The organism is Sporomusa aerivorans (assembly GCF_041428895.1).
Lineage (GTDB): Bacteria > Bacillota > Negativicutes > Sporomusales > Sporomusaceae > Sporomusa > Sporomusa aerivorans.
In genome coordinates this window covers 1580430-1604363 of sequence record NZ_CP156926.1, presented here as the reverse complement: position 1 = coordinate 1604363, position 23934 = coordinate 1580430, and the positions used below count along the sequence as shown (strand labels likewise).

Sequence of the window (23934 nt, the reverse complement as noted above, 5' to 3'; positions counted from 1 at the left end):
TATCATGCATCTGCGTCTACTGTGTCAATTTTGGCCGGGAGGAAAAACAGCACTCACACGTCAACAGCCGCTTGCGGGGGAAAAGCCAGCGCCCGGACAAAATAATCCTGAAATTCCGGCTGCAGCGACAGCTCGATAATTTTCAGGTCCTGACCGATTTGCTCCACTTCAGCACCGGCCCGGCGGTTTAAGAGCACCGCCCTGGCCCCCTCTTTGGCCGTATTGCCGACAAAGCGTATTTTACTCTGGCAGGCAGCCGGCAATAAGCCGATCCCTGCCAGGGAAGCCGGCTGCAAATGAAAACCAAAAGCGCCTGCCACCAGAATCTCATGTATCTCACTAAACTCTACGTGTATTTCCTTTAGCAAAAGATCGATAGCGGCCCTGATAGCGCCTTTGGCCAATTGAACCTGCCGGACATCCTTCTGGGTTAGAAACACGCGTCCGTCCTCAGAAAGGGAAAAACAAGGCTTGCCATCCATTGTGACAAGACGCGACGCCAGCTGCGGCGTCAATTTCTCAGGGTTCGCAAATCGTCCGCTGGCGGTAATCACGCCATGCCTGACAAGCTCGACAATCAAATCAATGAGCCCGCTGCCGCAGATTCCGGTTGGCTGGCCGCCACCGATAACCTTGAGTTTCACAGTCCCGTCACCGGATATGGCAGCGCCTTCGATGGCCCCTGGCTCGGCCCGGCAGCCACAGGTAATATTCATCCCTTCCAGCGCCGGTCCCGCTGCCGAGGAAGTTCCCACAAGCTCCCCGTCCTTACAAACTACAATTTCGCCGTTGGTCCCGATATCGATAAACAAGGCCGTGTCCGGGCAATGGCTGAGACCTGCCGCCAACAGACCGGCTACAATATCGGCGCCGACAAAGGCGGCCGCTGAAGGCAGAACAGTAACGACACCGCGGGGAGACATGGCAAGTCCAAGTTTAGCGGCACTCACTTCCACCTGCTGAAGAAAAACCGGGCGATAAGGTGCGCAGGCTAAGGAATGCGGCGCTATCCCCAGCAGCAAATGCTGCATGGTAGTATTGCCGGCGACAACCATATGATAGATATCCCTGCTGTCCAGCTGCCGGGCAGCAATCAGCTGTTCCAGCAACCGGTTAATGCCGGCAATTATCTTTTCCTGCAATAAAAGGGTTCCTTCCGCCAGTTTACCGGCAAAGGCTATTCTTGTCAGCACATCGCCGCCAAACTCGGTTTGAGGATTTAAACAGGAGCGCACGCCCAAGCTACAGCCGCTCGCTAAATTAAAAAGTTCGGCAACAACACTTGTTGTGCCGATATCCAAAGCAACCCCGTAACACGTACGCCCGGGCTGGTAATGCCAGTCCAGCAGTTTGCCATTGTTAACGACGGCTTCCATATGCGTAATTCCTTGTTTATAATTTACAGCCAGTTCCTTGAGCAGCGCAGCGTAATTATCCGGGAATTGAGGGGAAAATCCCATGGCCAGATCACGCTGGTCCTCCTGAGAGCCAAACCGGCCAGAGACTAGCTTATACACTGGCGGGTCAAGCGGCCATTCTATACCCTGGCCTGCGGCCACAGTAATAAAACCATCCTGCTGACCGCCCGGCAGTTCCACCTCTGCCGGCCCCAGGATTTTGGCCTGGCAGGCTAACCGCAGGCCTTGAGTTTGCTGTTGCTCCAGCCATTTGCGCTCTGTTTCGTTCGGAACGCTCAGAGCTCCGGCAGCTTTAACCTGGCATTTGCCGCAGGTGCCACGTCCGTCGCAGGGCGCCTCCAGCGCCAGGCCCGCTGTCCTGGCCGCCTGCAGCAGCGTAGCGCCTTCCGCGGCGATAACGGTTCTGCCGCCCGGACTAACTGTAATTTCGTGTAAACGCTTCAAGAGTATTATCCTTTCACAGCACCGGTAAGCGCCTTAAGATTGGCCTGCGGCGTTGCCAGGCTAATCCCGCAGGCCGGTGCAATAATGTCGATATCCTGCTGCAGCAGAATGTTCACATATTGTCTAATCCGCTGCGGCTCGCCGGTGTGCAGCATTTGGGTATTGATATTGCCCATGACAGGTTTATTGGCTAAAACGCTCTTAGCCTTCGCCAGGTTTACGATGGAGTCGAAACTGAAGGCCGCGCCGTCCAGTTCATTTAAGGAGTCGAGCAGCACGGTGGCATCACCGCAGATATGCACGATAGCGCCGGCCCCTGTTCGCTCTATCTCCCTGATGAGACGGGATAAGAGCGGAATTGCAAACCGGCGGAAATTGGCCCCGCCGATAATTTCACCGGTGGCAGTAGGATCGGCAATGGCAATGGCATCTGCGCCGGCGGCAACCTGATTACGGGCAAAAGTCACCAGATAATCAGTTAAATAATCCAGTACGCTTTGTACTTCCGCCGGTTTTTTCCGCATCAGGCGAAAAAAAATCAAAGGGTCCATAATCGAGGTGGCTAAACTTATGGGCCCGGTCAGGTTGCCGATGATAGGGACCTCCTGATTACGGGCGGACAATTCTTGAATAGCACCAAGAATAACGGCCGATCTGCCGCCGCCGGCCGGATCAGGCAACGGCCTGTCCAGGATAGAATCCAGTTGCTCTGCCCCATACCGGGTGACACAGGGTTCCACGCCGGCATCACCCATATCGACAGTACTGCCAAACACTTCGGCTTCCACCGTCATACAAAAAGGTACGCCCAGATTTTCAAAACCGGTATGTGACCGGATGGCTTCCGCTACCTGAGCCATAACAAGCGGATCGGTGTGAAAACTGCCGGCAAATTCTTTGAGTACTGTTGTCGTAGCCGCACTCATCATTCCACCAGGGCAGATTACCGGCGAACGATCGGCCTCTTCCCCGGCTAAAGCGGCTTTAAGCCGTGATTTCTCTGTAAAACTCACCCGCATCACTCCATTTTTACATTGGCCATAAACTGCACACGATAATCTCCCAGACTGCCTGGGCCTGATTGGACCTGCCTTCAGTTCGCTCAGGCAACTGCTGTCTTACGGGCTTTTAGCTGCCGGACAGCCACATTGGCGTCTGAGGCATACAGGTCGGCTTTGATTTCATCGGCAAAAGCCTGGGAAATGGGCCCACCGCCAATCATCACGGTAACTTTATCGCGCATGCCGCGTTTCTCCAATTCTTCGACAACGACACGCATTCCCTCCATGGTGGTGGTCATCAGGGTCGCCATGGCAACAATGGTGGCGCCCACTTCCTGGGCTTTATCAACAAAGGCCTGCAGGGGGACATTGCGGCCCAAATCATACACTTCAAAGCCAGCAGCCTCCAGCATGATTTTAACCAGGTTTTTACCGATATCATGGGTATCGCCCTGGACAACGCCAATTACGATTTTTTCAGCGTCCTGATTATAGTCCTTGGGCAAATGAGGCCTAAGAATTTCCAGGCCGGCAATCATGGCGTCAGAACAAAGCAGTACTTCCGGAATAAAATACTCCTGGTCCTCATACTTATCACCAACAATATTCATACCCTTTACCAAACCTTGCGTAATCGCTTCATAGGCGTCTATACCGGCGGCAACAGCCGCTTTTGCCGCCGCTTGCGCACCTTCTTCATCCATTTCGACAACTGCGTTAGCCAGTTCCGCCAAAATATCCTGTTTACTCATGCTTGCACTCCCCATAAAAAATTTATTAAACTCATATGTTTTTTCTATCCCAATAAATTGAACTCCTGCTAAAATAAAGCAGGAGTTCAATTTATTATAGATAATTATTAATAAATATATATAATAATTCTTTAGCCATTAACGTGCAAGGTTAAAGGAAGCGGGAGGACAATCCATGAAAACTACCTGGAAGGACCAAATGACCCCCAAGGAGCGAATGAAGGCCTTCGCGGCCGGACAGCCCCTTGACCGGATACCCTGCATGCCCTTGGCTACCGACCAAGTCTACAGCCTGGCCGGCGGCCCCATGCCACAGTATTATCATTCGGCCACACTTATGGCCCAGGCGCAAATTCATGCCTTCGAAACCTATGAAACCGATTCGATTGGCTCCGGGCCAGGGTTGTTTGGGATAGCCGAAGCCATCGGCACAAGGCTGACTTTTCCCGAGGATGGCATTCCCTTTGTTGCGGCACCGGCGCTGGCCAGTTATGATGACATTGACAGGCTGGGGTTAATCGACCCGTACCGTTCCGGGAGATTGCCGCTTATCCTGGAAGCGCTCAAAATAGTTCAGAAAGCCGTTGGGGAACGCGCTGCAGTAGGCTGTTCGGTCGGCGGACCGCTTACCACGGCGGCGGCCGTCCGCGGCACTGACCAATTTCTCCGGGATATCTGCCGCAATCCTGCTCAGGTGCACCGTTTATTGCAGTGTGTGACTAACAATGTCCTCATATTTATTGACGTGCTGTGCGATATGGGCATTAAACCAAGCATCTCCGAACCCACTGCCTCCGGCACGTTGATCAGCGCCAAACATTTCCGGGAGTTCGCCAAACCCTACCTGAAACAATACGCCGACCGGATTAGCAAACGGTGGGGCAGCGGTCCTTTTCTCCATATTTGCGGTGATACCATGCCAATTCTGGCGGACATGGTCGATGCCGGCGCTACTGTACTCAGTTTGGATAACCAGATTGACCTGGCTGAAGCCAAAAGCAAGGTGGGCCACACAGTCTGCCTGGCGGGTAATGTAAAGCCGTATACACTCTGGAAGGGAACCCCCCGGCAGGTTGCCGGCGAAGTAAAGGACTGCCTGTTGAAAGCCTATGACAGCCCGAAAGGGTTTATCTTATCCAGCGGCTGTGGTCTGTCGGTAGGTACGCCGGCGCAAAATGTAATTGCCATGATGGATGCCGCCAGGCAATACGGCAAATGGCCGATCGATCCGGAGCGGCTGAAGTAATTGTTGCCTTTATCCAGGCGAAAATTGATATTTAGCAAGACGAAAAAAGATAACCCTGGCAGCCAGGGTTATCTTTCCATTTTTTTATACCGTTACATTAACGGGTCCATTTTCAAAGCCGGATGTTGTCTCTCTTCCAGGAAAGGCAAGATTTCTTCTTCGGTTATGCCAACCGTCTCGTCGGCAATTTTATCGATAAAATCGGCGCCAAGTCCGAGGAGAGTAGCCCGTTCGGTGATTTCATCCCGGAGATAGTCTTTCAGTTCCTTCGGCATCCAGACAACCCGTCCCAGCCCGCCGTCAGCCGTGATAAACTTGGAACTGACGATATACCGGCGGCCAATGCCCATAAAGCCGGGCGTCTGTACGCCGCCGCCGCAGGTGCCGGCCAGCGTGGAGAAGGTCATGCCGCAAGGAGTGTCACCAGAATGTTCACGGGTGGTGATCATCACGCCGTTGGTCATCGGCAGCACGGCGATAATGGCTTCAAAACAGCCGCAGGAAGTCATGGGCTTATCCATCAGGGTGTACAGGTTGACCTCATCCAGCGTGCGGTTGGAGGCCGTGTGGAGGAAATCATTCAGGTTCTGCCACATGCCTTTTTCGGCATCGACGCACTCGCCCTTTTCGATCGGCTGATTGGGGCCTGTCGGCGTAATTTCGTTGGAAGCCTTGGCATCCAGCCAGCTTACCGCTCCGCACAGGCCAACGCGCTCGGGGGAAACAATGCATACATGATTAGGCGCGAACGACTGACATAGGGTGCAGGAGTAGAAGGTGTCGACCGACTCGTCGGTCAGGCCTTTCAGACGGGCATCGCGGGCCTGGTATTTGTCACGGGCGATGGCAATTTTTTCTTCGATAGCCTTGGCATCGGTAATCAGGGTTACTTGTACCCGGTCGACTATCGCCGGATAATCCGACTTGAACTTGGCAATTAAGAGCTCGCCGTAATGACGGATTTTAAAACCGGCGGCCTGAGCGCCTTTACTAATCCTGAGCCAGCACAGATCACGCTGGGCAACATGCCAGAGACCTTCGCCGTAGTTGATGAAATAATGGATACGGCGCTCCAGCACCCCTTCAAAATCTTCCTGCATCTTACGGCCATAAATATCCACCATAATGCCTAACGGGAATACACTGCCTTCCGGCATCTCGTCGATTTCCGGCCCGATAACCTCGATTTTTCCGTCCTCAACCTCTTCGGCGCTGGACATCCGGACAAGCTCGAAGCCTGGTGCACGCCCGCCGCCGAACTCGACCCAGGCTTCTTTCTTACGGATGGTTTCGCCTTCAAAAGCCGGGCCAACGGTAATGGGGACAGGGATATCCACGATTTTAAGTTTAATGCCGCGGAGTTCTAAAGCCAGCTTGACGATTTTATCATACTCCGGCTGCGGCTCCAGGAGGCCAGGGATGGTAAGCTCCGGCGGCAGCGCCTGATCGGTGACAATAGGGAAGCCCATAAACAGCGCCCCGGCGCCAATGGCCACGGTAACGGCGTCCAATTCACCCAACGCAATAACAAAAGCGGGCACCCGCCGTTTCTGATAGTCCAGCATTTGCTCGCGAGCCCCTTTGGGTACGCCGCCAAAGGCCAAACCGGCCCGGGCCGCAAAGTTAACGGCATGAATAATCTGCGTGAATTTTCCCAGCGGGAAAGTCAGGTAATCCACACCGACTTTAATATTTTCTTCAATACATTGCTCAATAATGTCATTAACCAGCATAACCAGGATGCCCTTGGACTGCAGATCCTTAACAAGGGCAGCGCCGGCTTTGGCGTCCTTAGCCTTGCCGGTGACAACGGCTACGCCGGGAATAGTGCCGTCAACCAGCGGCACCCCGAATTTGCGGAGAATAGGATCAGGCAAAAAGCCGGTATAAGGCGGTTCATCAGGTTTGGCCCCGCCGACATACCGCAGGGCTTCAATGATTTCACCGGCATACAAAGTAGCTTCCCCGGACAAGAGGGCATTGCCTAATTCAGGTTCAGGCCGCAGGTTATTTTCTTTAATCCTTTGCAAAACAGGAACAATATCACCTAAAGTCGTTACTTCCTCACCGCTTAAGGCGGTAACCATGGGCAGCTTGTACGCCGTATCGGGATACTTTACCGGTGCTTCAGCACCGTGTTTTTCGATGGCTTCCGTAAGGAGCTTTTCGGCAACACTTACCGCAGTGGAAGCTCCCTGATAAGCCAGTTCACAAATTTGTTTCGACATGAGCATGCCTCCTTCAGGAGCACGTTATTATTTTTACATACTTCCTACTATTCTAGCATACCCGGCGTATTCCTGCAAAAATCAGGAAATCATAGAAAATATTGAATGCCTAAAGCAACTGCTTTAGGCATTCATTTTACTTAGTCATTTAATTATCCGGGCGTTCTTGTGGGGCGTAATTACCAGGGACGGTTTCGTGATATCAGGCTGTGGCATTCCTGGTATCTGCGCTATACTGCCATGTCGTTTTTGCAGTTCCCCGATAAGACCATGCTGCAAGGCGCGCATGGGACAGGCTGACACACAGGCCGGGCTTTCACCGCGCGTGAGCAGTTCCGAACAAAAGTCGCATTTGGCTGCTTTCTGCACCCGGGGATCATAGTGCAGCGCGCCGTAGGGACAAGCCGCCATGCACCGCCGGCAGCCGGTGCACACATCCGGATTGACAATCACAATTCCATTTTCCCGCTGTTTTCGGATAGCTCCCGCCGGGCAGCTGGCGGCGCAAAGCGGCTCTTGGCAATGATTGCAGGTTAACGACAGCCAATAGGCATACACGTTGTTAGCCACTCCCTGACCGCTTTGAGAGTAGCCGCCGCCTGCCAGTTCCCGCACCTTGCGAAACAGGATTCCCAGCGGCAGGTGATTTTTCTCCTTGCAGGCAATCTGGCAGGTTGTGCAGCCAATACACCGGTCCTGGCGAAAATGAAAACCGATTTGGCCATTCATTCTGCATCCCCCTCCCATTTGACCACTTCCACCAGGTTGGTATGCTGGGGATTGCCAAACGCCAGCGGAGTAGGCTGATATTTTGTCAGCGTATTAATATTGCCGCGGTGGTCTATTCCCCTGGTATCAGGCTGCCACCAGGCCCCCTGGGGAATGGCGACAACACCCGGCCTGACTCTGGGTGTTACCTTGACGGGTATCACCACTTCCCCCCGGTCGTTGAAAACCCTGGCCTTTTCACCGCTCTGTAGTCCCCGTGCCCCGGCATCCCCTGGATTGAGCCAAATTTCCTGAGGGACGGCTTCCTCGAGCACAGCAAGGTTATCAAAGGTGGAGTGTACCCGCCGCTTGGAATGATAGCCAATACACTGCAGGGGGAATCTTTCCGCCAGCTGGTCGTCAGGTCCTTCCCAGGCGGGCAGGTATTTAGGGATGGCCGGAATAAGCGGGTTATTCATTTCCCACAGTCTTGGGGAAAATATCTCGATCCTGCCGGAGGGCGTAGCAAACGGGTTGGCCGATACATCCCGGATCTGCCGCTCATAAGCAATGATCGGCCTGGCCGGCTTCTTTTTATAGATGCCAATCCTGCGAAATTCTTCAAAGTCCGGAAACTCCGCGTCCTGCCGCTGCGCTTCGCGGACGCACTCCCGCAGCCAGTCCTGTTCCGTCTTTCCGCCGGTATAGGCCTCAGCAAAACCTAGCTTCCCGGCCAACGCACTGCATACATCATAAACACTGCGGCATTCATACATAGGCTCGCGGACTTTCCGGTGGTAAATGGCATAGGCAATGCCCGCTGAAAAGGTAACAATATCCTCCCGTTCAAAATGACTGACATCAGGCAGCACGATATCGGCGAATTTGGCACTGGGTGTCATAAACAAATCATGCAAAACAATAAATTCGCATTGCCGTTCGTCTGCCAGCAGTTTAGCGGTGGCGTTAATGTCGGCATGCTGGTTAATCAAAGTATTTGAAGCATAATTCCAGATCATTTTAATATTGGCCGGTAAGCGTTTAGCGCCCTTTACTCCATCGGCGGCAGTCATCTCCTGCCCGCGGCGAATGGCGTCCGTCCAGGTAAAGCAGGAAATCCGGGCTTTAACCGGATTCGTTCCGGCCGGCATCCACCCCATCGGCATTTTATGTCCGCCCGGGCGCAGTCCCGGGCCGCCGCCCTCTCGGCCAATATTGCCGGTCATGGCCGCCAGCACCGGCAACGCTCTTACCGCCTGCTCACCGTACGCGTGCCGCTGCCAGCCAAGTCCCTGAACAAGAGCACAAGGCTTGGTCAAACCAATTTCACGGGCCAGACTGACTATATCCTCCCGGGGAACACCGGTGACGGCTTCCGCCCAGGCCGGCGATTTGGCAATTTTGTCCTCACCCAGGCCCATAATATAACTTTTATAAGACTGGCCGGCCGGAATACCTGGCGGCATATGAGCCTCATCAAAGCCTAGGCAGTATTGATCCAGGAAGGCCTGATCAACAAGCTCTTCGCTGATCAGTACATAAGCAAGCGCCGCCATCAGCGCATTGTCGGTCGTCGGCTTGACCGGAATCCACTTATCGGCCAAACTGGCGGCCGTATCACTGTGCCGCGGATCAATAACAATAATCTTGGCTCCCCGCTCTTTGGCCAGACTTAAATAATGCGGAATATTAGCCCCGCCCATTCTTGTCTCGGCCGGGTTGTCGGCAAACAGTACGATCAGCCCGGCATTTAAGAGATCATCCGGCGACTGGCCTTCCACCTCCCCGAAGGTATACGGGGCAGCCGCGCTGTAACAGGCCGCACTGTAGGTATTATAGTAGCCCAGAAAACCGCCAAACAGGTTGAAAAACCGCGGCAGTGCCCCCCGGCTGCTGTCGTCAATCCAGGACTGGCTGATCTGACCGTACACGCCTGTGCCATAGTTTAAATACATGGCGGCATTGCCGTACGCTTCCTTAATCCGGGTCATTTCCGCCGCAATGGCAGTGATCGCTTCATCCCAGCTAATTCTTTGAAAATGCCCTTCGCCGCGCTTCCCCACCCGTTTCAGAGGGTATTGCAGTCTGTCAGGGTGGTCCAGCCAGTGACGCTGAGCAAGGCCGCGCAGACAGGCTCTGGTTTGAGGGCAATCCGGGCTGTCCGGCCCCTCTTCGCCGGGCGACAGCCTGATAAGCTTACCGTCTTTAACATGCGCGTGCAAGAAGCAGCGCCCGCTGCAATTGTGAACACAACTGGTGGGAATTAGCTTTTCTTCCGGTGGCAAATGACTCATGGCTGCTTCCTCTCCTAGGGCTTACTGTCTATGTAGACATTGTACCGGCTTATTTTCCTCGTGTCCATAAGTAATAGCAGCACTGCAGAGGTCAAAGCCGTTTACGGAAAGCGCCGGTTCCGGACGTAATCAAGTATTATGACTGGAGTGATAAGCGCAGCGCATAAAGTAACTCCAATTACAGTGTGTCAAGCTTCATGACACAGGCAGCCAGCAGCTTGGCCCTCTCAAACAAGGTTTCAACAATAGCATATTCCTCCGGGCTGTGATTTCGCCCGCCTTTTACCCCCATTGCACATATGGTAGATACACCGGCACTGACGGTATAGGCCGAGTCGGAGCCGCCACCTACCTGCTTAGCATAGGGCAATTCAAAACCGCTTTCACTGGAAACTTCTTTTACCAGCGTAAAGAGACGCTTTACGCCATCTGTTGCCTCCATTGGCTTAAAAATGACACCGGTTGTTAATATCGTTTCAGTACCCGGCACATAGGTCCTGGCAGTGATGGTTTCAAGCTGCTTTCTAATTCTTGGGTAGTCGCTGACGCTGCTAAAGCGAACATCTATTGTTATCTTGGCATAATCAGGCGTTGCATTTGGCGCCGTACCGCCTTCAATGCGCCCGACATTAAAGGTGATGCCTGCTTCCCAGTCTGTGAGCTTCTCGATCTCGATAAGTTTGTAAGCAATTTCCACTATGGCGCTGCGCCCATTTTCCGGGTCATTACCCACATGTGCGGCTTTGCCCCTGACTTCCAGATCAAACCTGGCAACGCCCTTACGCCCAATTACCATGGCATTATCGGCAAAACCGGTCTCACAATTAAATGCCGCAATACAGCCGGCAGCTTCCTGGCAAATAACTTCGGCGGCATTTGTTGCGGCATGGCCGGTCTCTTCATCTCCTGCCAGCAGCACTTTGATTGGGCGTTCGGAGAACCCGGCGGCATTAAGGGCTTTTATGGCATAGAGAAAGGCCACTACGCCGCCCTTCATATCAAGCACCCCCGGACCATAGGCTTTACCGGCGTTTATAGTAAAAGGCCGCTGCTTAGCTGTGCCGGTTTTAAACACCGTATCAATATGTCCTAAAAAGATAACCCCCGGCCGGCTACGTTCTGTACCGATCTCGGCGATCAGCATATTGCCGGCCTGCTCGTATTCAATCAGCCGGACAACCGCTCCATCCCCTTCCAGTATTGCTTTAATGGTATTTTGCAATTTATCAATACCGGTCTTATTATCAGGGCCGCTATCTATGTTTACAAGGGTCTGCCATAACGCCAGCATATCGTTCCGGCGACTGTCGATGTAGTTAAAAGCTTTCTCTTTACTGCCCATATATTTTTCCTCCGTTTATTTATCTGAATACTTCCCGTCCGACCAGCATCCGGTCAATGGCCTTTTCATCCACCTGATAGCAGATACTGTTGCTTTCATCCGGAACAAGCAGGGTGCACCGCCCGGTGGTAGTAACGACCGGCACGGTGATATCCTCGGCAAAGTACCGGCTGCTGGCCGCAATATCGTGAGCCAGCGTAAAGTTTGGCAGGCTGGCCAGCGAAATATTCTGCACGCGGCCAATGCCAAGCTCAGTCATGCCGCCGCACCAGACGGGAATATTATGTTCCCGGCACAGGTCATGTATTTTTATTGCTTCACCGACTCCGCCGCAGCGGCTGGACTTAATGTTAATGACTTTACAGCTGTTAAGAGCTATGGCTTTGCGGGCCGCATCCACCGATACAATGCTTTCGTCCAGGCATATCGGCGTTGTGATGGCTTTTTGCAGCACGGCATGATCGATAATATCATCTTCAGCCAGCGGCTGCTCAATATAGGCCAGGTTAAACTCGTCCATGGCCTTAAACAACTCGATGTCAGCCAGCGTATAATCGGAATTGGCGTCCACAGTTAGCGTAATATCGGGATAATGCCGTCTGACCTCTTTCAGCACCGCGAGATCCTTACCCGGTTTGATTTTTAACTTGGTCCGGTGATACCCTTCGGCCAGGTATTTTTCGATTTTATTAAGCAAGGCGGGAATTGTCGGTTCAATCCCCAAACTGACACCTACCTTGACTTCCTCATAGACACCGCCCCATAAGGCCTTAAGCGACTTTTGCTCCCGCTGCGCCTTTAGGTCCCACAGCGCATTTTCGATGCTGGCTTTGGCTAACCGGTTGCCAACAATGAAGGAAACCTTGGCCATGAATTCGGCCGGTCCCTCAATATCCTGATGTAAGATGCTTGGCACCAGGAAATTTTTAAGTATATAGAGACAAGTCCCGTTATCTTCCGAATTATAGAGCGGAGCATGGAAGGCCTTGCATTCGCCGTAGCCGGTCAACCCTTCCGAATATATCTTGATGAGTAAGGCATCCCGTTCCACAAAGCGGACAAAACTTGTTTCAAAAGGATGCACGAACGGATTTTTAACATGAATAATATCAACACGGTCAATTCTCATCTCACATCATCCTTTGCCGGGAATTTTAATAGTAGAAAAAACGCCTGTTAGCTGCGGCGTTTTTTCTGCTATATACAACGCATTAAAGTTTTGCAGGCGGGTGGTGCGTTGGCAAAAGCGGAAGTTAAACGCCAGTGGTGGAGCGTTGTCAATGCATCACCCGCCTGCTCTGGCAAATGCTTTAGATAGTATCCAATAACGATTTCCTATGGCTATCTAAAAATTTCTTTTTTCTCAAAAGTAAAAGCATCCATCAATTCCGGCACCGGCACAAACCCAATTCCCGGTTTTTGCGGAACTTCAATCATGGCATTTTGATCAATAATCAGTTCAGGTGTGGTTAAGTCCTGCTTCCAGTAACGGTTGGAAGCGGGCACATCACCGGGGAATTGGTAATTGGGCAGTGACGAGACAGCAACATTATGCGCCCTGGCAATACCGGTATCCAGCATCCCGCCGCACCAAACCGGAATATTGTAAGACTGACACAGATCATGAATCTTCTTAGCCGCTGTCAGGCCACCCACCCGGGCCACTTTGATATTGATGGTTTTAGTACTGCCCAGTTCAATGGCGTGCCTGGCATCATCCACCGAGTGAATGCTTTCGTCCAGACAGATTCTGGTTTTCATAACCGCCTGCAGTTTGGCATGATCGACGATATCATCATGCGACAGCGGCTGTTCAATCATTAAGAGATTCAAGTCGTCAAGTTCTTTGAACAAGTCTATATCCTTCAGGGTATAAGCCGAGTTAGCGTCCGCCATCAGCATGATATCGCCAAACTGTTTGCGTACGGCTGCCAGATAGTTAATGTCTTTGCCGGGTTTTATTTTTACCTTGACCCGTCGATACCCCTCGGCCAGATGTTGGTCAATTACCCGCAGCAAATCGTCGGCCGTGGCCTGGATGCCAATGCTGACGCCTGTTTCCACCTTGTCTTTGATGCCGCCCAAAGCCTTAGCGAGCGGGATATTCTGCTCTTTGGCGTACAAATCCCAAACAGCGCAGTCAAGGGCGGCTTTGGCCATTTTATTGCGGCGGATATGCTCAAATAAGGAGTATACTTCTTCCGGATGCTTTATTTCTTCTTGGCTGAATAGCAGCGGCGCCAGAAAGTCCTCAATAATGTGCCAGGCGGTAGTGGTGGTTTCTTCATTGTAAAAGGGGTGGGCAAAGGCCGAACAGTCTCCGTAGCCAACATGCTCCCGGCCGTGAACCTCAACCGCAATAAAACTCTTATCTTTCATGCGTCCGAAACTAACTTCAAACGGGGTCTTAAACTCCATTTTCATCTTGCGCAAGACTATTTTTTTCAGTTTCATCTTCTGTTCCTCCATACAATATATTTAGGCAGAAAGAGCAAAATAGCCGCTGACAGCTTTCTACAGCAATCGGCGGCTACACTGCCTGATTCGGGGATATGTGTTTTCATTGTGTTTTTTCCGGTTAATGCTATTATATATAGAGAAGCATGACCTTAAAACGTCTTTAAACTGTCCCAAATGAGTTAGGAGGCCGGCATGAAACTAGGCATCGCAGGACCACAGGAACCTGGCGAAAAAATCATTCAGATAATCAAACGGGAATTTCACCAAATTGAACCGGTTGCCCTGACGTACAGGACCTATCTGGAAGCTCCGTCCCTCATCGCTCCGCAGCAGCCTTTTCTGGATGTTATCTTATTTGCCGGCGCTACGCCGTTATCGTATGCAGAAAAACATATTAAACAAACCATTCCCTGGGAGTTCGTTCCCCGCAGCGGCAGTGCCTTATTGCGGGTCTTACTGTCCATTGCATTATTAAATAAGTATGATATCTGCCGCCTAAGCTCGGATCTGTATGACACCGCCCAGTTGTATGAAGCCTATGAAGAAATCGGCATAAACAAAGACCGGCTGCAAATATATACTGCCAAGCCACTACCGCAGGCCAACGATTTTGCCGATTATGTCTGCGCCTTTCATGAGCAGCACTACGAATGCAACCGGGTTTCCTGCTGTATCACAGCCCTGTCCAGTGTGCACGAGCGATTAACAGCTAAAAAAATCCCCTGCTTCCGCGTCGACCCTACCGCCGACGTGATTAGACAGACACTGCATAAATTACAGTTAAACTACCTGCTGCAGGTCAGCCAGCAAAGCCAAATAGTCGCTGTATACCTAAGAATAGACGCCTCGCATGAGTACTCATTACTCAATGACAATGAGTACCAATATATCATTGATAAAACTAACGTCACGCGGGAAATTTATCTGTTTGCCCAGAGAATTCAGGCTGCCGTTATTGAAGTAGGTTTGCGGGAATTCCTGCTTTTTTCCACCAAGCAAATGCTGGAGAATGTAACTAACAATTACGAAAAAATTGACTTACTCCCGGCTGTAAGAAAAAATACCTCCAGCACCTTGAGCGCCGGCGTGGGTTACGGAAAAACAGCGCAAGAGGCCAAAATCAATGCCGGCATTGGTATGGAAAGAGCCGGTAAAGCCGGCGGCGATACGGCCTTTATTGTTTACAGCGGCAATCAAATCATCGGCCCTATCCGCTCATACGATATAAACCAGCCGGCAAACACCAATCCCAAAATCGATCAAAAATTTCTGGCTGTTTCGGAAAAAACGGGCATCAGCGTCAACACCGTTTTTCAAATCTACAGCCTTGTTAAACAGCAGGGCAAAAACCGTTTTACCACTGCCGAACTGGCCGAACTAACCGGAGTAACCTTAAGAACCATGAACCGGATTGTCGCCAAGCTAACGCTGCATGGCTTCTGCTGCGAGGTTGGCAAACGCGTGCTGGCCAATTCCGGCCGGCCTAGCAGAATCATCGAAATCTGCATACCGTAACCAATATTAAAAGGGTATCAGCCTGGCAGCAGCCAGCTCTGATACCCTTTTAATGTGATAGGCCAGCATGTGTGTTCCTCCTTTTGTCTTTTCCTCCCCCGGGGAAAAGCTTCATCTGGTTTATCTGCGCTACAAAAGCACATGCCCGTCCCTGGGGACGGGCATGTATCTTAGCATACTTCAGGAGCCACCTTGGTATTGCCGGGAAGTTTATCACCTTTTTTTATTGTCAGACTGGAGATGGCCGACAGGCAGGCACAGCTGATCAGGAACCAAAAGACCGCATCATAGGAGCCGTTGAAAGCACTGATCATAAAACCGATAATAATGGGGGAAACAAAGCCGGCCGACTGACCGCCAACGTTGATCATGCCGGTTGCGGAACCAACAACCGTGCCTGGCAGCATCTTCATAGGCATAGCCATAACCCCTGCCAAAACAAAGGATTTAAAGAAATACACCAGACTTTGAAAGGCAATTACCATGATAGCCGTTTCCGCAGTGTACATAAAATACAGGAAAAAGGCAGTTAAAGCCGCAGCCGTGACCAGCAGGTATTTCTCCCGGCCGTCAAAGAGTTTATCCATAACCCAGCCGCCCATGGCCGTTGCCAGACCGGCAGCAACAAACGGCAAAGGCGTCAGGAGGCCAATTGATTTTAAGTCTAAATGACGTACAGTCAGCAGATAGGTAGGCATCCAGGAGTCCAGACCTTTGTTTATCAGGCTAAGCGCAAACCAGGCTATCACCAGCTGCCACATCAGGGGAATTTTCAGCAATTCTTTGGCGCTTATTGGGGGAGCGCCGGCCGCCTTCTGCTCTTCCTCCTCCTGTACTTTGGCCGGTTTGATTAAGAACCAGTACACGGCAATAAAGACAATACCGGCAATACCGATAGTAAAGAACATCTGCCGCCAGCCCAGATACATGAGCAAAGGCGCAATAACCAAAGGCGCAATGGCACTGCCGATATAGTTGGAGGAAAGCAGCGCGCCGATCATTTTCGGCCGTTCACTCTTGGGGAAATACTCAGCAATGCCTTTAAAACTGGCACAGGGAAAAGCGCCTTCCCCTAAGCCAAATAACAGGCGGATAACAATTAAAGCGCCCAGTGACCAGGCCAAGCCGGTAAAGGCGGTAAATACCGACCACAGCAGCAGGGAGCCGATAACAATTTTCTTGGAACCAAACTTGTCTGCCATCCAGCCGCCGGGAAGCTGCATGATGGCATAACCGATAAAAAAGGTACTCAGTACTACACCCATTGACGCCGGATTTAAACTAAACTCCTTGCCAATAGAAGCCAGGGCAATATTCATGGCCGCCCGGTCGATATAAGAAATACACCATCCAAGATAAAGCAGGGTAAATGCAAGATACTTTCCGGTAGCAGTTTTGTTGAAAATGTCTTTGGCTGTTTGCATCAGTAGTCCTCCCTCGTTATTACAGAATTAGAAGTTACCAGAGCGCCGCCCCTTCTCCACCGCCTATAAAGAAAACACGGCTTACGCCGAGCCTTTGGCGAAAGTGGAAGCCGATGTTGCCCTTATCCAGGCGAAAGTTATACTTTCTATCAGGAAAAAAATAGCCATTAAAGCAGAATTATGCTTTAATGGCTTCATTGCCTAGTGCGCATTATTTGTGGAAACAGGCAGAATTTAATATATATGACTTATTGAATGCTTTAATTATACAAGTCCGAAACTGTCCTTAAAACGTCTTTAATCTGACCAAAATTACCATCACAGCCAACATTCCCGCGGTGCAATCATACCCGGCAAGGTAGGAATTACAAGCCGTGGCAGCGATTTTGCACTGTTAATTTTCAGGCTTTTACTATAATATTTTTTGCCTTGTCTGTAAATTCGATTCTCGATTGTATTTCTGTATACATTCGCAAATCGAAAAAATGGCCATCGTCCTGCGTCAGAACGATGGCCATTTTGTTAGACAGGCCTGAATCAGGTAGTCAACCGCCTGTTCCTTAAAGAAGAGATCGCCATCCTCCGCGGCGACTAGCTAGGGATAAAGAAAAAATTATTAAATCGTAAAATTTTGCATTTTGCTCTTGACAAAATTATCTAAATAAGATAAATTGATAATTGAGAACAATATCCATTAGTAGTTGATAAATTTTATTTACAGATGTTGAAGTTTTCACATCAAACCTATTTAGCAGCTAACCATAAGTTACTTATGGTGCAAATAAAAAACAAAAGGGAGGCTATGTTCATGTCGTTAATTGGAAAGGAAGTCAGCGACTTCAAAGTCAAGGCCTTTGTGAACAATGATTTTCACGAGGTAACCAAGCAGGATATTTTAGGAAAATGGTCGGTCTTCTTCTTTTATCCGGCGGACTTCACTTTTGTATGCCCGACCGAACTGGAAGATCTGGCGGACAAACATGAGGACTTTTTAAAGATCGGTTGCCAGATCTATTCCGTGTCCTGCGATACTCATTTTGTACATAAAGCCTGGCATGATGCGTCCAAAACCATCAAAAAGATCCGCTACCCCATGCTGGCAGACCCGACAGGAGCTCTGGCGAGAGACTTTGACGTTATGATCGAAAGCGCCGGGCTTGCTGAAAGAGGCACTTTTATCATCAATCCGGAAGGAAAAATCGTAGCCTATGAAGTGCTGGCAGGCAATATCGGCCGGAACGCCGATGAGCTTTTGCGCCGAGTACAGGCGTCCCAGTTTGTGGCTGAACACGGCGATCAGGTGTGCCCGGCAAGATGGGCCCCTGGCAAGGAAACCTTGAAACCCAGCCTGGATTTAGTCGGCCTGTTATAAGCGAAGAGAGAGTCTGTATGCGGTACGTATGAGGCATCACGGCCTGCCGCGTACAGGCTTTCTTTTTATCTACCCGGTTATGAAAAATGCACTGGAAGGGAGAGTGTAAAGAGCAATGGAGCGTTATGACGCAATCGTTGTCGGCGCCGGTCCGGCCGGACTGACGGCGGCCATCTATCTGGCCAGGGCCCGGTACCGCGTTCTGGTGATAGAAAAAGCGGCCATCGGCGGCCAGATCACGATAACCTCGGAAGTTGTCAATTATCCCGGTGTCAGGAAAGCCGACGGCAAGCAGCTCACAGCCGAGATGCGGGAGCAGGCGGAAGCCTTTGGCGCGGAATTTTTGCAGGGTGAAGCCATTGGCTTTGACCTGGAAGGTGATTTTAAAGCGATTACCCTAAAGGATGGGCGAACCCTGCAATCCCTGGGGGTCATCCTGGCGCTTGGCGCCAATCCGCGCCAGGCCGGCTTCCTGGGCGAGGAGGATTTTAAAGGGCGAGGCGTTGCCTATTGCGCAACCTGTGACGGCGAATTTTTCACAGGCAAAGAGATTTTTGTAATCGGCAGCGGTCTGGCCGCCGCCGAGGAAGCGCTGTTCTTAACCCGCTACGGCCGCAAAGTCAACTTGCTGGTCAGGGGCGACCGGCTGAAATGCCCTGAACCGGTAACCGAACAAGTCGAAAACAGCGCAACAATTCAAATACATTATCATACACAGGTTACGGCGGCCGGAGGAAATTCAGTGCTGGAATACCTTGTTTTGCGAAACAGGCTCACCGGAGCGGAAGAAAAATATATCCCGGAAGCCAAAGACAATATCGGCATTTTTGTCTTTGCCGGCTATGAACCGGCGACAACAGCCGTCAGAGGCATTGTCGCAACCGATGAGGCCGGGTATCTCATAACCGACCGGAATCAAAAATGCAGCATTGAGGGCGTCTATGGCGCCGGTGATGTATGCATCAAAAATTTACGGCAGGTGGTGACCGCGGTGGCCGACGGCGCCGTAGCGGCAACCGAGCTGGAAAAGGTCTTGGTCGAAAAGTATGTTCGGCTTTCGCTGCCCAAAATCGCCGTAAGCAACAAAAATGACGAAACACAAATAAAAACCGGCCTTGCGGAAACTGCCGCTCTCCAGGAACAGCCGGACGGCATGCCGGGCGCTTTCCTGGACGCAACGCTGCGGCAGCAACTGCAGGGTGTCTTTCAGCAACTGACCAAACCGGTTCACCTGCGCGCCCGGCTGGATAACCGCCCTGTTTCCCGGGAAATTCGCCATTTCCTGCAGGAAATCTGCGCCTTGTCCGACAAGCTGTCTTACCAGTGTGAAGAACCGGAAAAAGCCGCCGTCACTAAGCTGCTGCCGGAAATACGCCTGGAAACTGATGACGGTTACAGCGGCATCAGTTTTCACGGCGTCCCCGGCGGTCATGAGATCAACTCCCTGGTCGTTGCCCTGTATAATCTCGGCAGTGATGGTCAGAAGATAAGCAGTGAATTGCGGGACCGGATCGTAGCCGTTAATCAGGACATCCGGCTGGAGGTCATTGCTACCCTGGCCTGCACCATGTGCCCCGAACTGGTAATGGCCTCTCAGCGAATGGCCTCCCTCAATCCCCGGATTGAAGCGCATATGTTTGATTTAGCCCATTTCCCGGATTTTAAGGAACAATATCAGATTTTAAGCGTCCCCTGCCTCGTCATCAATAACGAGCAGGTTCTCTTTGGCAAAAAAGATCTGGCCGCGCTGACGGACTGCATTGAAGAATACTTGCGTGAGAAGCAGCGCTGACATTCGGGAAAGGATATCAACACTCATCCCCTCATACGCACCTTACCGGAAATAAATTTCTCTGAAATATCATTACTGGAAAATCAAAGCCACCCGCCAAAAACAGGTGGCTTTCTAATTTGCATGTGGGTTAGACAAAAGACTGCTGGCAACATTTTATCGACAGTCCGAGGTAATATACTAACCACATAGTAAGCTAATGAGAATATTGTGCGTACTTCTCAGTCCCTGATTAATCTCCTATAATTGAATAAAATATATAGGAGGTATTTAAATGGCTATAAATTCAAGAGTAAAAAAGCTGAGAGATAAAATGCTGACGATTCCGGAAATATGCACTGAGCGCGGACATTACATGACTGAATCTTATAAAGAAACCGAAAATTATCCGGATGTTATAAGAAGAGCCAAAGCACTGGAAAAAATTTTACTAAATATGACTATTCGCATTGAAGACGGTGAGCTTATCGTTGGCTGGCCAACCAGTAAAATTCGTGGTGGCGCCTTGCTTCCTGAACTGAATTCGCAGTGGATATTGAATGAAATAGATACCGTTTCCACGAGAGATTGGGACAAATATGCTCCTTTGACTGATGCTGAAAAGAAAAAAATTAGAGAGTTTATGCCTTTTTGGGAGGGAAAATCCTTAAGTGATAAATGGAGCGGCTTACTCCCGGATGAAGAAAAAGAGCTTGAGGGCATTATTCAAACTTCCGGCGGCATGTGCCGCAACGGCCATCATTTAGCGCATGTTGCCGTAGACTATGAGTTAGTGCTAAATAGAGGTCTGGCTGGCGTGATTTCTATTATTGATGATGAGATTGCAAAACTATCTCTAGCGAAACCTGAGGATTTTGAAAGATATCAATTCTTAATTTCTGCAAAATTGACCAATCAGGCAGTAATAGCCTTTTCGTTGAGATATGCGGAACTTGCGGAAAGTATGGCTAAAACTGAAATTGATGAGCAACGTAAAACGGATCTTGAACGCATTTCACAAACATGCAGAAAGGTGCCGGCACATCCAGCCGAAAGCTTTTATGAAGCTATTCAATCAATATGGTTTGTTTATATTCCGCTTATGATTGAGAGTTGGGGAGCCGGAATGAGCCTTGGCAGAGTTGATCAATATCTGTATCCTTTCTACAAAAAAGATCTTAACCGCGGCATAATTACTGGTTCCACTTCACTTGAGCTTATTTCACTGCTTTTAATAAAAATGAATGCAGTGATAAATGTTGCCGATGAAATTGTTACAACCTTTCTTGGAGGCTACCCGGTTATGCAGGGACTTACACTTGGCGGTGTAACAAAAGATGGAAAAGACGCCGTAAATGAGCTGTCCTATCTTTTCTTGGATGCTGAAAAAGATATCGGTCTTAATGCTGAAGATGTCGTAATCAGGGTGAATAAACTAAACCGGAACAATATAGAGATCTTTTAGTTCGAGTGGCTACCTATAGCGCTTATTTTGTAGAACTGAGTCCTGAGCTTCAAAACGACATCATAAAAAGAATGGAATTTGACAAAATATAATCACTACCAGCCGAACCGAATAAGCTTTAAGCCTGCAGTGGGCTTTCACCAGCAAGTGCCCATTCAGGACAAGTCGAAAAAACCACCACCCAAGCGAGTAGTGGTTTTTTCTCATTACACCAAAACATTAAATTAAACTCTATAACAATAGGAGCAACTTACAGCCGGATTAGTCAGCGACTGAACGGTGGCTGCATAATTGTTTCGTTTCTTTTTTGGTATCCGTGCCAGATTTCTCCTTCCCGATCTATAGGAAGCTTGCGCTTCTTCATTTCTTCCCTGCCCCAGTCGTACAGGGCATTAAGAATGGGACATATTGAGTAACCGAGCTCAGTCAATCTATATTCCACACGTGGCGGTACTTCTGCGTAGACGGTTCGCATTACGAGACCGTCAGCTTCTAACTCCCGCAGGTTCTGGGCAAGAACTTTCTCTGATATCGGCAACTGTTTGGTAAATCTGGCAAAACGCGTGAATTCATCACAACTGATGGCTTTGATCAAAAATGGTTTCCAGCGTTTACAGAATAATTTCATAGCAAAGTTATATGGGTCCTTACTTAAGAATTCCTTTACATGTTCCGGATAATCACTTCTGTTTGTATCCAACAGTGGTCACCACCGCACATTTTTTAAATGGCTAGAACTCGCCTTTCAACTATTTACTTTTGGAACATAATGAGTATGCAGCAGTTCGTGCGCCTTACGGCTCAGCGGCTTTTCCAGAAACTCCTTATAAAGGGCTTTTACAGCCGGGTTTTTATGCGACTTGCGAATAGGCATCTCCCTGTCTAGCTGATAAATGCTGTTCAGCCGCGCTTCTTTTGTTGCCGTGGTAGTTCCCCAGGGCTGACCGCCGCCACCAATACAACCGCCAGGGCAGCACATAATTTCCACAAAATGATAGTCGCACTGGCCTGCTTTGATTTTGTCTAAAATCACACGGGCATTTTTTAATCCGTTGGCAATAGCCACTTTGACTTTTTTCCCCGCCAGGTCGACTTCCGCCTCTTTTACGCCGGTTAAACCGCGCGCGGCTGTAAATTCAACATTGGCTAGATCTATTCCTGTCACCACTTCGTAGGCGGTCCGCAGCGCAGCCTCCATCACACCGCCTGAAGCACCGAAAATAACGGCGGCGCCGGTAGAAATGCCCAGCGGAGCATCAAAGGCTTCGCCTACCAAATTGTTAAAGTCAAAGCCTGCCTGTTTGATCATGCGGGCCAATTCACGGGTGGTCAGCACAATGTCAACGTCGCGGTAGCCGCTGCTGTTCATTTCAGGACGGGCACTTTCATGTTTTTTCGCCGTACAGGGCATGACCGACACCGATATGATATTGGCGGCATCTATGCCGGCTACCTTGGGATAATAGGTTTTTACCAGGGCGCCAAACATTTGCTGCGGGGATTTACAACTGGACACATGCGGTAAAAGTTCCGGATAGAAAGTTTCCACAAAATTTATCCAACCGGGACTGCAGGAAGTAATTAGCGGCAGCACAGCTTCAGAATTCATTCTTGCCAATAGTTCATGGCTCTCCTCCAGGATGGTGACATCGGCGGCAAAGTTGGTATCAAAGATTTTGTCAAAGCCCAAACGTCGAAGCGCCGCTATCATTTTACCAATGGTGATGCTGCCGGGCGGAAGACCAAATTCCTCGCCCAGGGCGACTCTGACTGCCGGCGCAACCTGGACAACCACGTGTTTGCCGGTATCACCAATGGCTTGCCACACTTTTTCCGTATCATCTTGTTCGTAGAGGGCGCCAACCGGACAGACCGAGATGCATTGGCCGCAATATACGCAAGTGCTGTCCTGAAGAGGCCGGTCAAAAGCGGTGGTAATTTCATAGTCGACTGAACGGTGAGCCGTATTGATAGCGCCCACGGTTTGAACTTCCTGGCACATTTCCGCACAGCGACCGCATTTTACGCATTTGGCCATGTCCCGGACAATAACGCCATTAGCATCTTCCGGGGGAATTTGCTTAGGTTTGTTGGCAAACAGCGGCTGACTGACGCCAAAATCCCGGGCTAACTGCTGCAGTTCACACTTGGTGTTGCGTATACATTGCAAACATTCTTGCGGGTGTTCGGCCAGGATAAGTTCCAGGATATCTTTTCTGGCTTGACGGATGGCCGGACTGTTGGTAATAAATTCGGCGCCATCCCAGACTTCGTTACTGCATGCGGTCTTAAATTTTTTCTGCCCCTTGACTTCAACTATGCAGATGCGACAGGTAGCTCGGACTTTTAGATCGGGATGATAACAGAGCACAGGAATGTCAATTCCGGCCATTTTAGCGGCATCCAGAATCAGGGTGGTTTCCGGACAGGATACAGGTATATCATTGATAGTTACTGTTACAATTTTATTTGGATCGGCTGCATGATGTGCCAT

Annotated in this window: 17 protein-coding genes and 1 pseudogene; 6 read left to right on the top strand and 12 right to left on the bottom strand. The window is 50.3% G+C overall.

Translation table 11 applies throughout. The annotated features are described in order from the left end of the window. Window positions 1-53: 53 nt before the first annotated feature. From SATMO3_RS07195 to SATMO3_RS07185, 3 genes are all read right to left on the bottom strand, one after another. On the bottom strand, window positions 54-1862 hold the full coding sequence (locus tag SATMO3_RS07195) for an ASKHA domain-containing protein (protein WP_371379520.1): 1809 nt from the start codon (window positions 1860-1862) through the stop codon (window positions 54-56). 5 nt (window positions 1863-1867) lie between these two features. After that, window positions 1868-2875 (bottom strand): uroporphyrinogen decarboxylase family protein, encoded by a 1008-nt coding sequence (locus SATMO3_RS07190; protein WP_371379518.1) that lies wholly within the window; start codon window positions 2873-2875, stop codon window positions 1868-1870. An 89-nt stretch (window positions 2876-2964) separates the two neighbouring features. Beyond that, window positions 2965-3615: a corrinoid protein gene (locus SATMO3_RS07185; RefSeq protein ID WP_371379515.1), complete on the bottom strand. Its 651-nt coding sequence runs from the start codon at window positions 3613-3615 to the stop codon at window positions 2965-2967. Between the two features lie 175 nt (window positions 3616-3790). Here SATMO3_RS07185 and SATMO3_RS07180 point away from each other — a divergent pair, with 175 nt between their 5' ends. Further along, a complete protein-coding gene (locus SATMO3_RS07180) occupies window positions 3791-4861 on the top strand; it encodes a uroporphyrinogen decarboxylase family protein (RefSeq protein WP_371379512.1) in 1071 nt (356 codons plus the stop codon). Between the two features lie 92 nt (window positions 4862-4953). On the opposite strand, the gene acsB is transcribed toward SATMO3_RS07180, so the two are convergent. The 6 genes from acsB to menC (SATMO3_RS07150) form a co-directional block, all read right to left on the bottom strand. After that, entirely contained in the window at window positions 4954-7089 is a 2136-nt protein-coding gene (gene acsB, locus SATMO3_RS07175; protein ID WP_371379509.1) for an acetyl-CoA decarbonylase/synthase complex subunit alpha/beta, read from the bottom strand. Window positions 7090-7233: 144 nt separating this feature from the next. Continuing rightward, window positions 7234-7818 (bottom strand): DMSO/selenate family reductase complex B subunit, encoded by a 585-nt coding sequence (locus tag SATMO3_RS07170; protein WP_371379506.1) that lies wholly within the window; start codon window positions 7816-7818, stop codon window positions 7234-7236. Further along, complete coding sequence (locus SATMO3_RS07165; RefSeq protein ID WP_371379504.1) at window positions 7815-10091, bottom strand: DMSO/selenate family reductase complex A subunit; 2277 nt, start codon at window positions 10089-10091, stop codon at window positions 7815-7817. Before SATMO3_RS07165 ends, SATMO3_RS07170 begins: the two co-directional genes overlap by 4 nt. Window positions 10092-10269: 178 nt before the next feature. Then, on the bottom strand, window positions 10270-11433 hold the full coding sequence (locus SATMO3_RS07160) for a M20 family metallopeptidase (protein ID WP_371379501.1): 1164 nt from the start codon (window positions 11431-11433) through the stop codon (window positions 10270-10272). 19 nt (window positions 11434-11452) lie between these two features. Continuing rightward, window positions 11453-12562, bottom strand: a complete 1110-nt coding sequence (gene menC, locus SATMO3_RS07155; RefSeq protein WP_371379498.1) for an o-succinylbenzoate synthase — start codon at window positions 12560-12562, stop codon at window positions 11453-11455. 212 nt (window positions 12563-12774) lie between these two features. Then, complete coding sequence (menC, locus tag SATMO3_RS07150; RefSeq protein ID WP_371379495.1) at window positions 12775-13887, bottom strand: o-succinylbenzoate synthase; 1113 nt, start codon at window positions 13885-13887, stop codon at window positions 12775-12777. A gap of 198 nt (window positions 13888-14085) precedes the next feature. On the opposite strand from menC (SATMO3_RS07150), the gene SATMO3_RS07145 reads away from it, so the two are divergent. Then, window positions 14086-15408, top strand: a complete 1323-nt coding sequence (locus tag SATMO3_RS07145; RefSeq protein ID WP_371379493.1) for a hypothetical protein — start codon at window positions 14086-14088, stop codon at window positions 15406-15408. 170 nt (window positions 15409-15578) lie between these two features. On the opposite strand, the gene SATMO3_RS07140 is transcribed toward SATMO3_RS07145, so the two are convergent. Next, a complete protein-coding gene (locus SATMO3_RS07140; RefSeq protein ID WP_371379490.1) occupies window positions 15579-16832 on the bottom strand; it encodes an MFS transporter in 1254 nt (417 codons plus the stop codon). Between the two features lie 808 nt (window positions 16833-17640). On the opposite strand from SATMO3_RS07140, the gene ahpC reads away from it, so the two are divergent. The 4 genes and pseudogenes from ahpC to SATMO3_RS07120 all read left to right on the top strand — a co-directional run. Continuing rightward, a complete protein-coding gene (ahpC, locus tag SATMO3_RS07135) occupies window positions 17641-18204 on the top strand; it encodes an alkyl hydroperoxide reductase subunit C (protein WP_371379487.1) in 564 nt (187 codons plus the stop codon). Window positions 18205-18319: 115 nt separating this feature from the next. Continuing rightward, window positions 18320-19996 carry an FAD-dependent oxidoreductase gene (locus SATMO3_RS07130; RefSeq protein WP_371379484.1) on the top strand — a complete coding sequence of 559 codons (1677 nt, stop codon included), beginning with the start codon at window positions 18320-18322 and terminating at the stop codon, window positions 19994-19996. A gap of 274 nt (window positions 19997-20270) precedes the next feature. After that, complete coding sequence (locus SATMO3_RS07125) at window positions 20271-21440, top strand: pyruvate formate lyase family protein (protein WP_371379481.1); 1170 nt, start codon at window positions 20271-20273, stop codon at window positions 21438-21440. Continuing rightward, window positions 21440-21532, top strand: a pseudogene (locus SATMO3_RS07120) (hypothetical protein); the annotation flags it as partial. The gene SATMO3_RS07125 and the pseudogene SATMO3_RS07120, both read left to right, overlap by 1 nt. Before the next feature lie 173 nt (window positions 21533-21705). Here the strand turns inward: SATMO3_RS07120 and SATMO3_RS07115 are convergent. Beyond that, window positions 21706-22140 carry a winged helix-turn-helix transcriptional regulator gene (locus tag SATMO3_RS07115; RefSeq protein WP_371379477.1) on the bottom strand — a complete coding sequence of 145 codons (435 nt, stop codon included), beginning with the start codon at window positions 22138-22140 and terminating at the stop codon, window positions 21706-21708. A gap of 45 nt (window positions 22141-22185) precedes the next feature. Further along, window positions 22186-23934, bottom strand: coding sequence for an NADH-dependent [FeFe] hydrogenase, group A6 (locus SATMO3_RS07110; RefSeq protein WP_371379474.1), 1749 nt, complete (start codon window positions 23932-23934; stop codon window positions 22186-22188).

Excerpts from the sequence above, each read along its gene's own strand:
- ahpC (WP_371379487.1), top strand. The coding sequence starts at position 17,641 with ATGTCGTTAATTGGAAAGGAAGTCAGCGACTTCAAAGTCAAGGCCTTT.
- SATMO3_RS07140 (WP_371379490.1), bottom strand. The coding sequence starts at position 16,832 with ATGCAAACAGCCAAAGACATTTTCAACAAAACTGCTACCGGAAAGTAT.
- SATMO3_RS07165 (WP_371379504.1), bottom strand. The coding sequence starts at position 10,091 with ATGAGTCATTTGCCACCGGAAGAAAAGCTAATTCCCACCAGTTGTGTT.
- acsB (WP_371379509.1), bottom strand. The coding sequence starts at position 7,089 with ATGTCGAAACAAATTTGTGAACTGGCTTATCAGGGAGCTTCCACTGCG.
- SATMO3_RS07185 (WP_371379515.1), bottom strand. The coding sequence starts at position 3,615 with ATGAGTAAACAGGATATTTTGGCGGAACTGGCTAACGCAGTTGTCGAA.
- SATMO3_RS07180 (WP_371379512.1), top strand. The coding sequence starts at position 3,791 with ATGAAAACTACCTGGAAGGACCAAATGACCCCCAAGGAGCGAATGAAG.
- SATMO3_RS07110 (WP_371379474.1), bottom strand. The coding sequence starts at position 23,934 with ATGGCACATCATGCAGCCGATCCAAATAAAATTGTAACAGTAACTATC.
- SATMO3_RS07125 (WP_371379481.1), top strand. The coding sequence starts at position 20,271 with ATGGCTATAAATTCAAGAGTAAAAAAGCTGAGAGATAAAATGCTGACG.
- SATMO3_RS07170 (WP_371379506.1), bottom strand. The coding sequence starts at position 7,818 with ATGAATGGCCAAATCGGTTTTCATTTTCGCCAGGACCGGTGTATTGGC.
- SATMO3_RS07160 (WP_371379501.1), bottom strand. The coding sequence starts at position 11,433 with ATGGGCAGTAAAGAGAAAGCTTTTAACTACATCGACAGTCGCCGGAAC.
- menC (WP_371379498.1), bottom strand. The coding sequence starts at position 12,562 with ATGAGAATTGACCGTGTTGATATTATTCATGTTAAAAATCCGTTCGTG.
- SATMO3_RS07130 (WP_371379484.1), top strand. The coding sequence starts at position 18,320 with ATGGAGCGTTATGACGCAATCGTTGTCGGCGCCGGTCCGGCCGGACTG.
- menC (WP_371379495.1), bottom strand. The coding sequence starts at position 13,887 with ATGAAACTGAAAAAAATAGTCTTGCGCAAGATGAAAATGGAGTTTAAG.
- SATMO3_RS07145 (WP_371379493.1), top strand. The coding sequence starts at position 14,086 with ATGAAACTAGGCATCGCAGGACCACAGGAACCTGGCGAAAAAATCATT.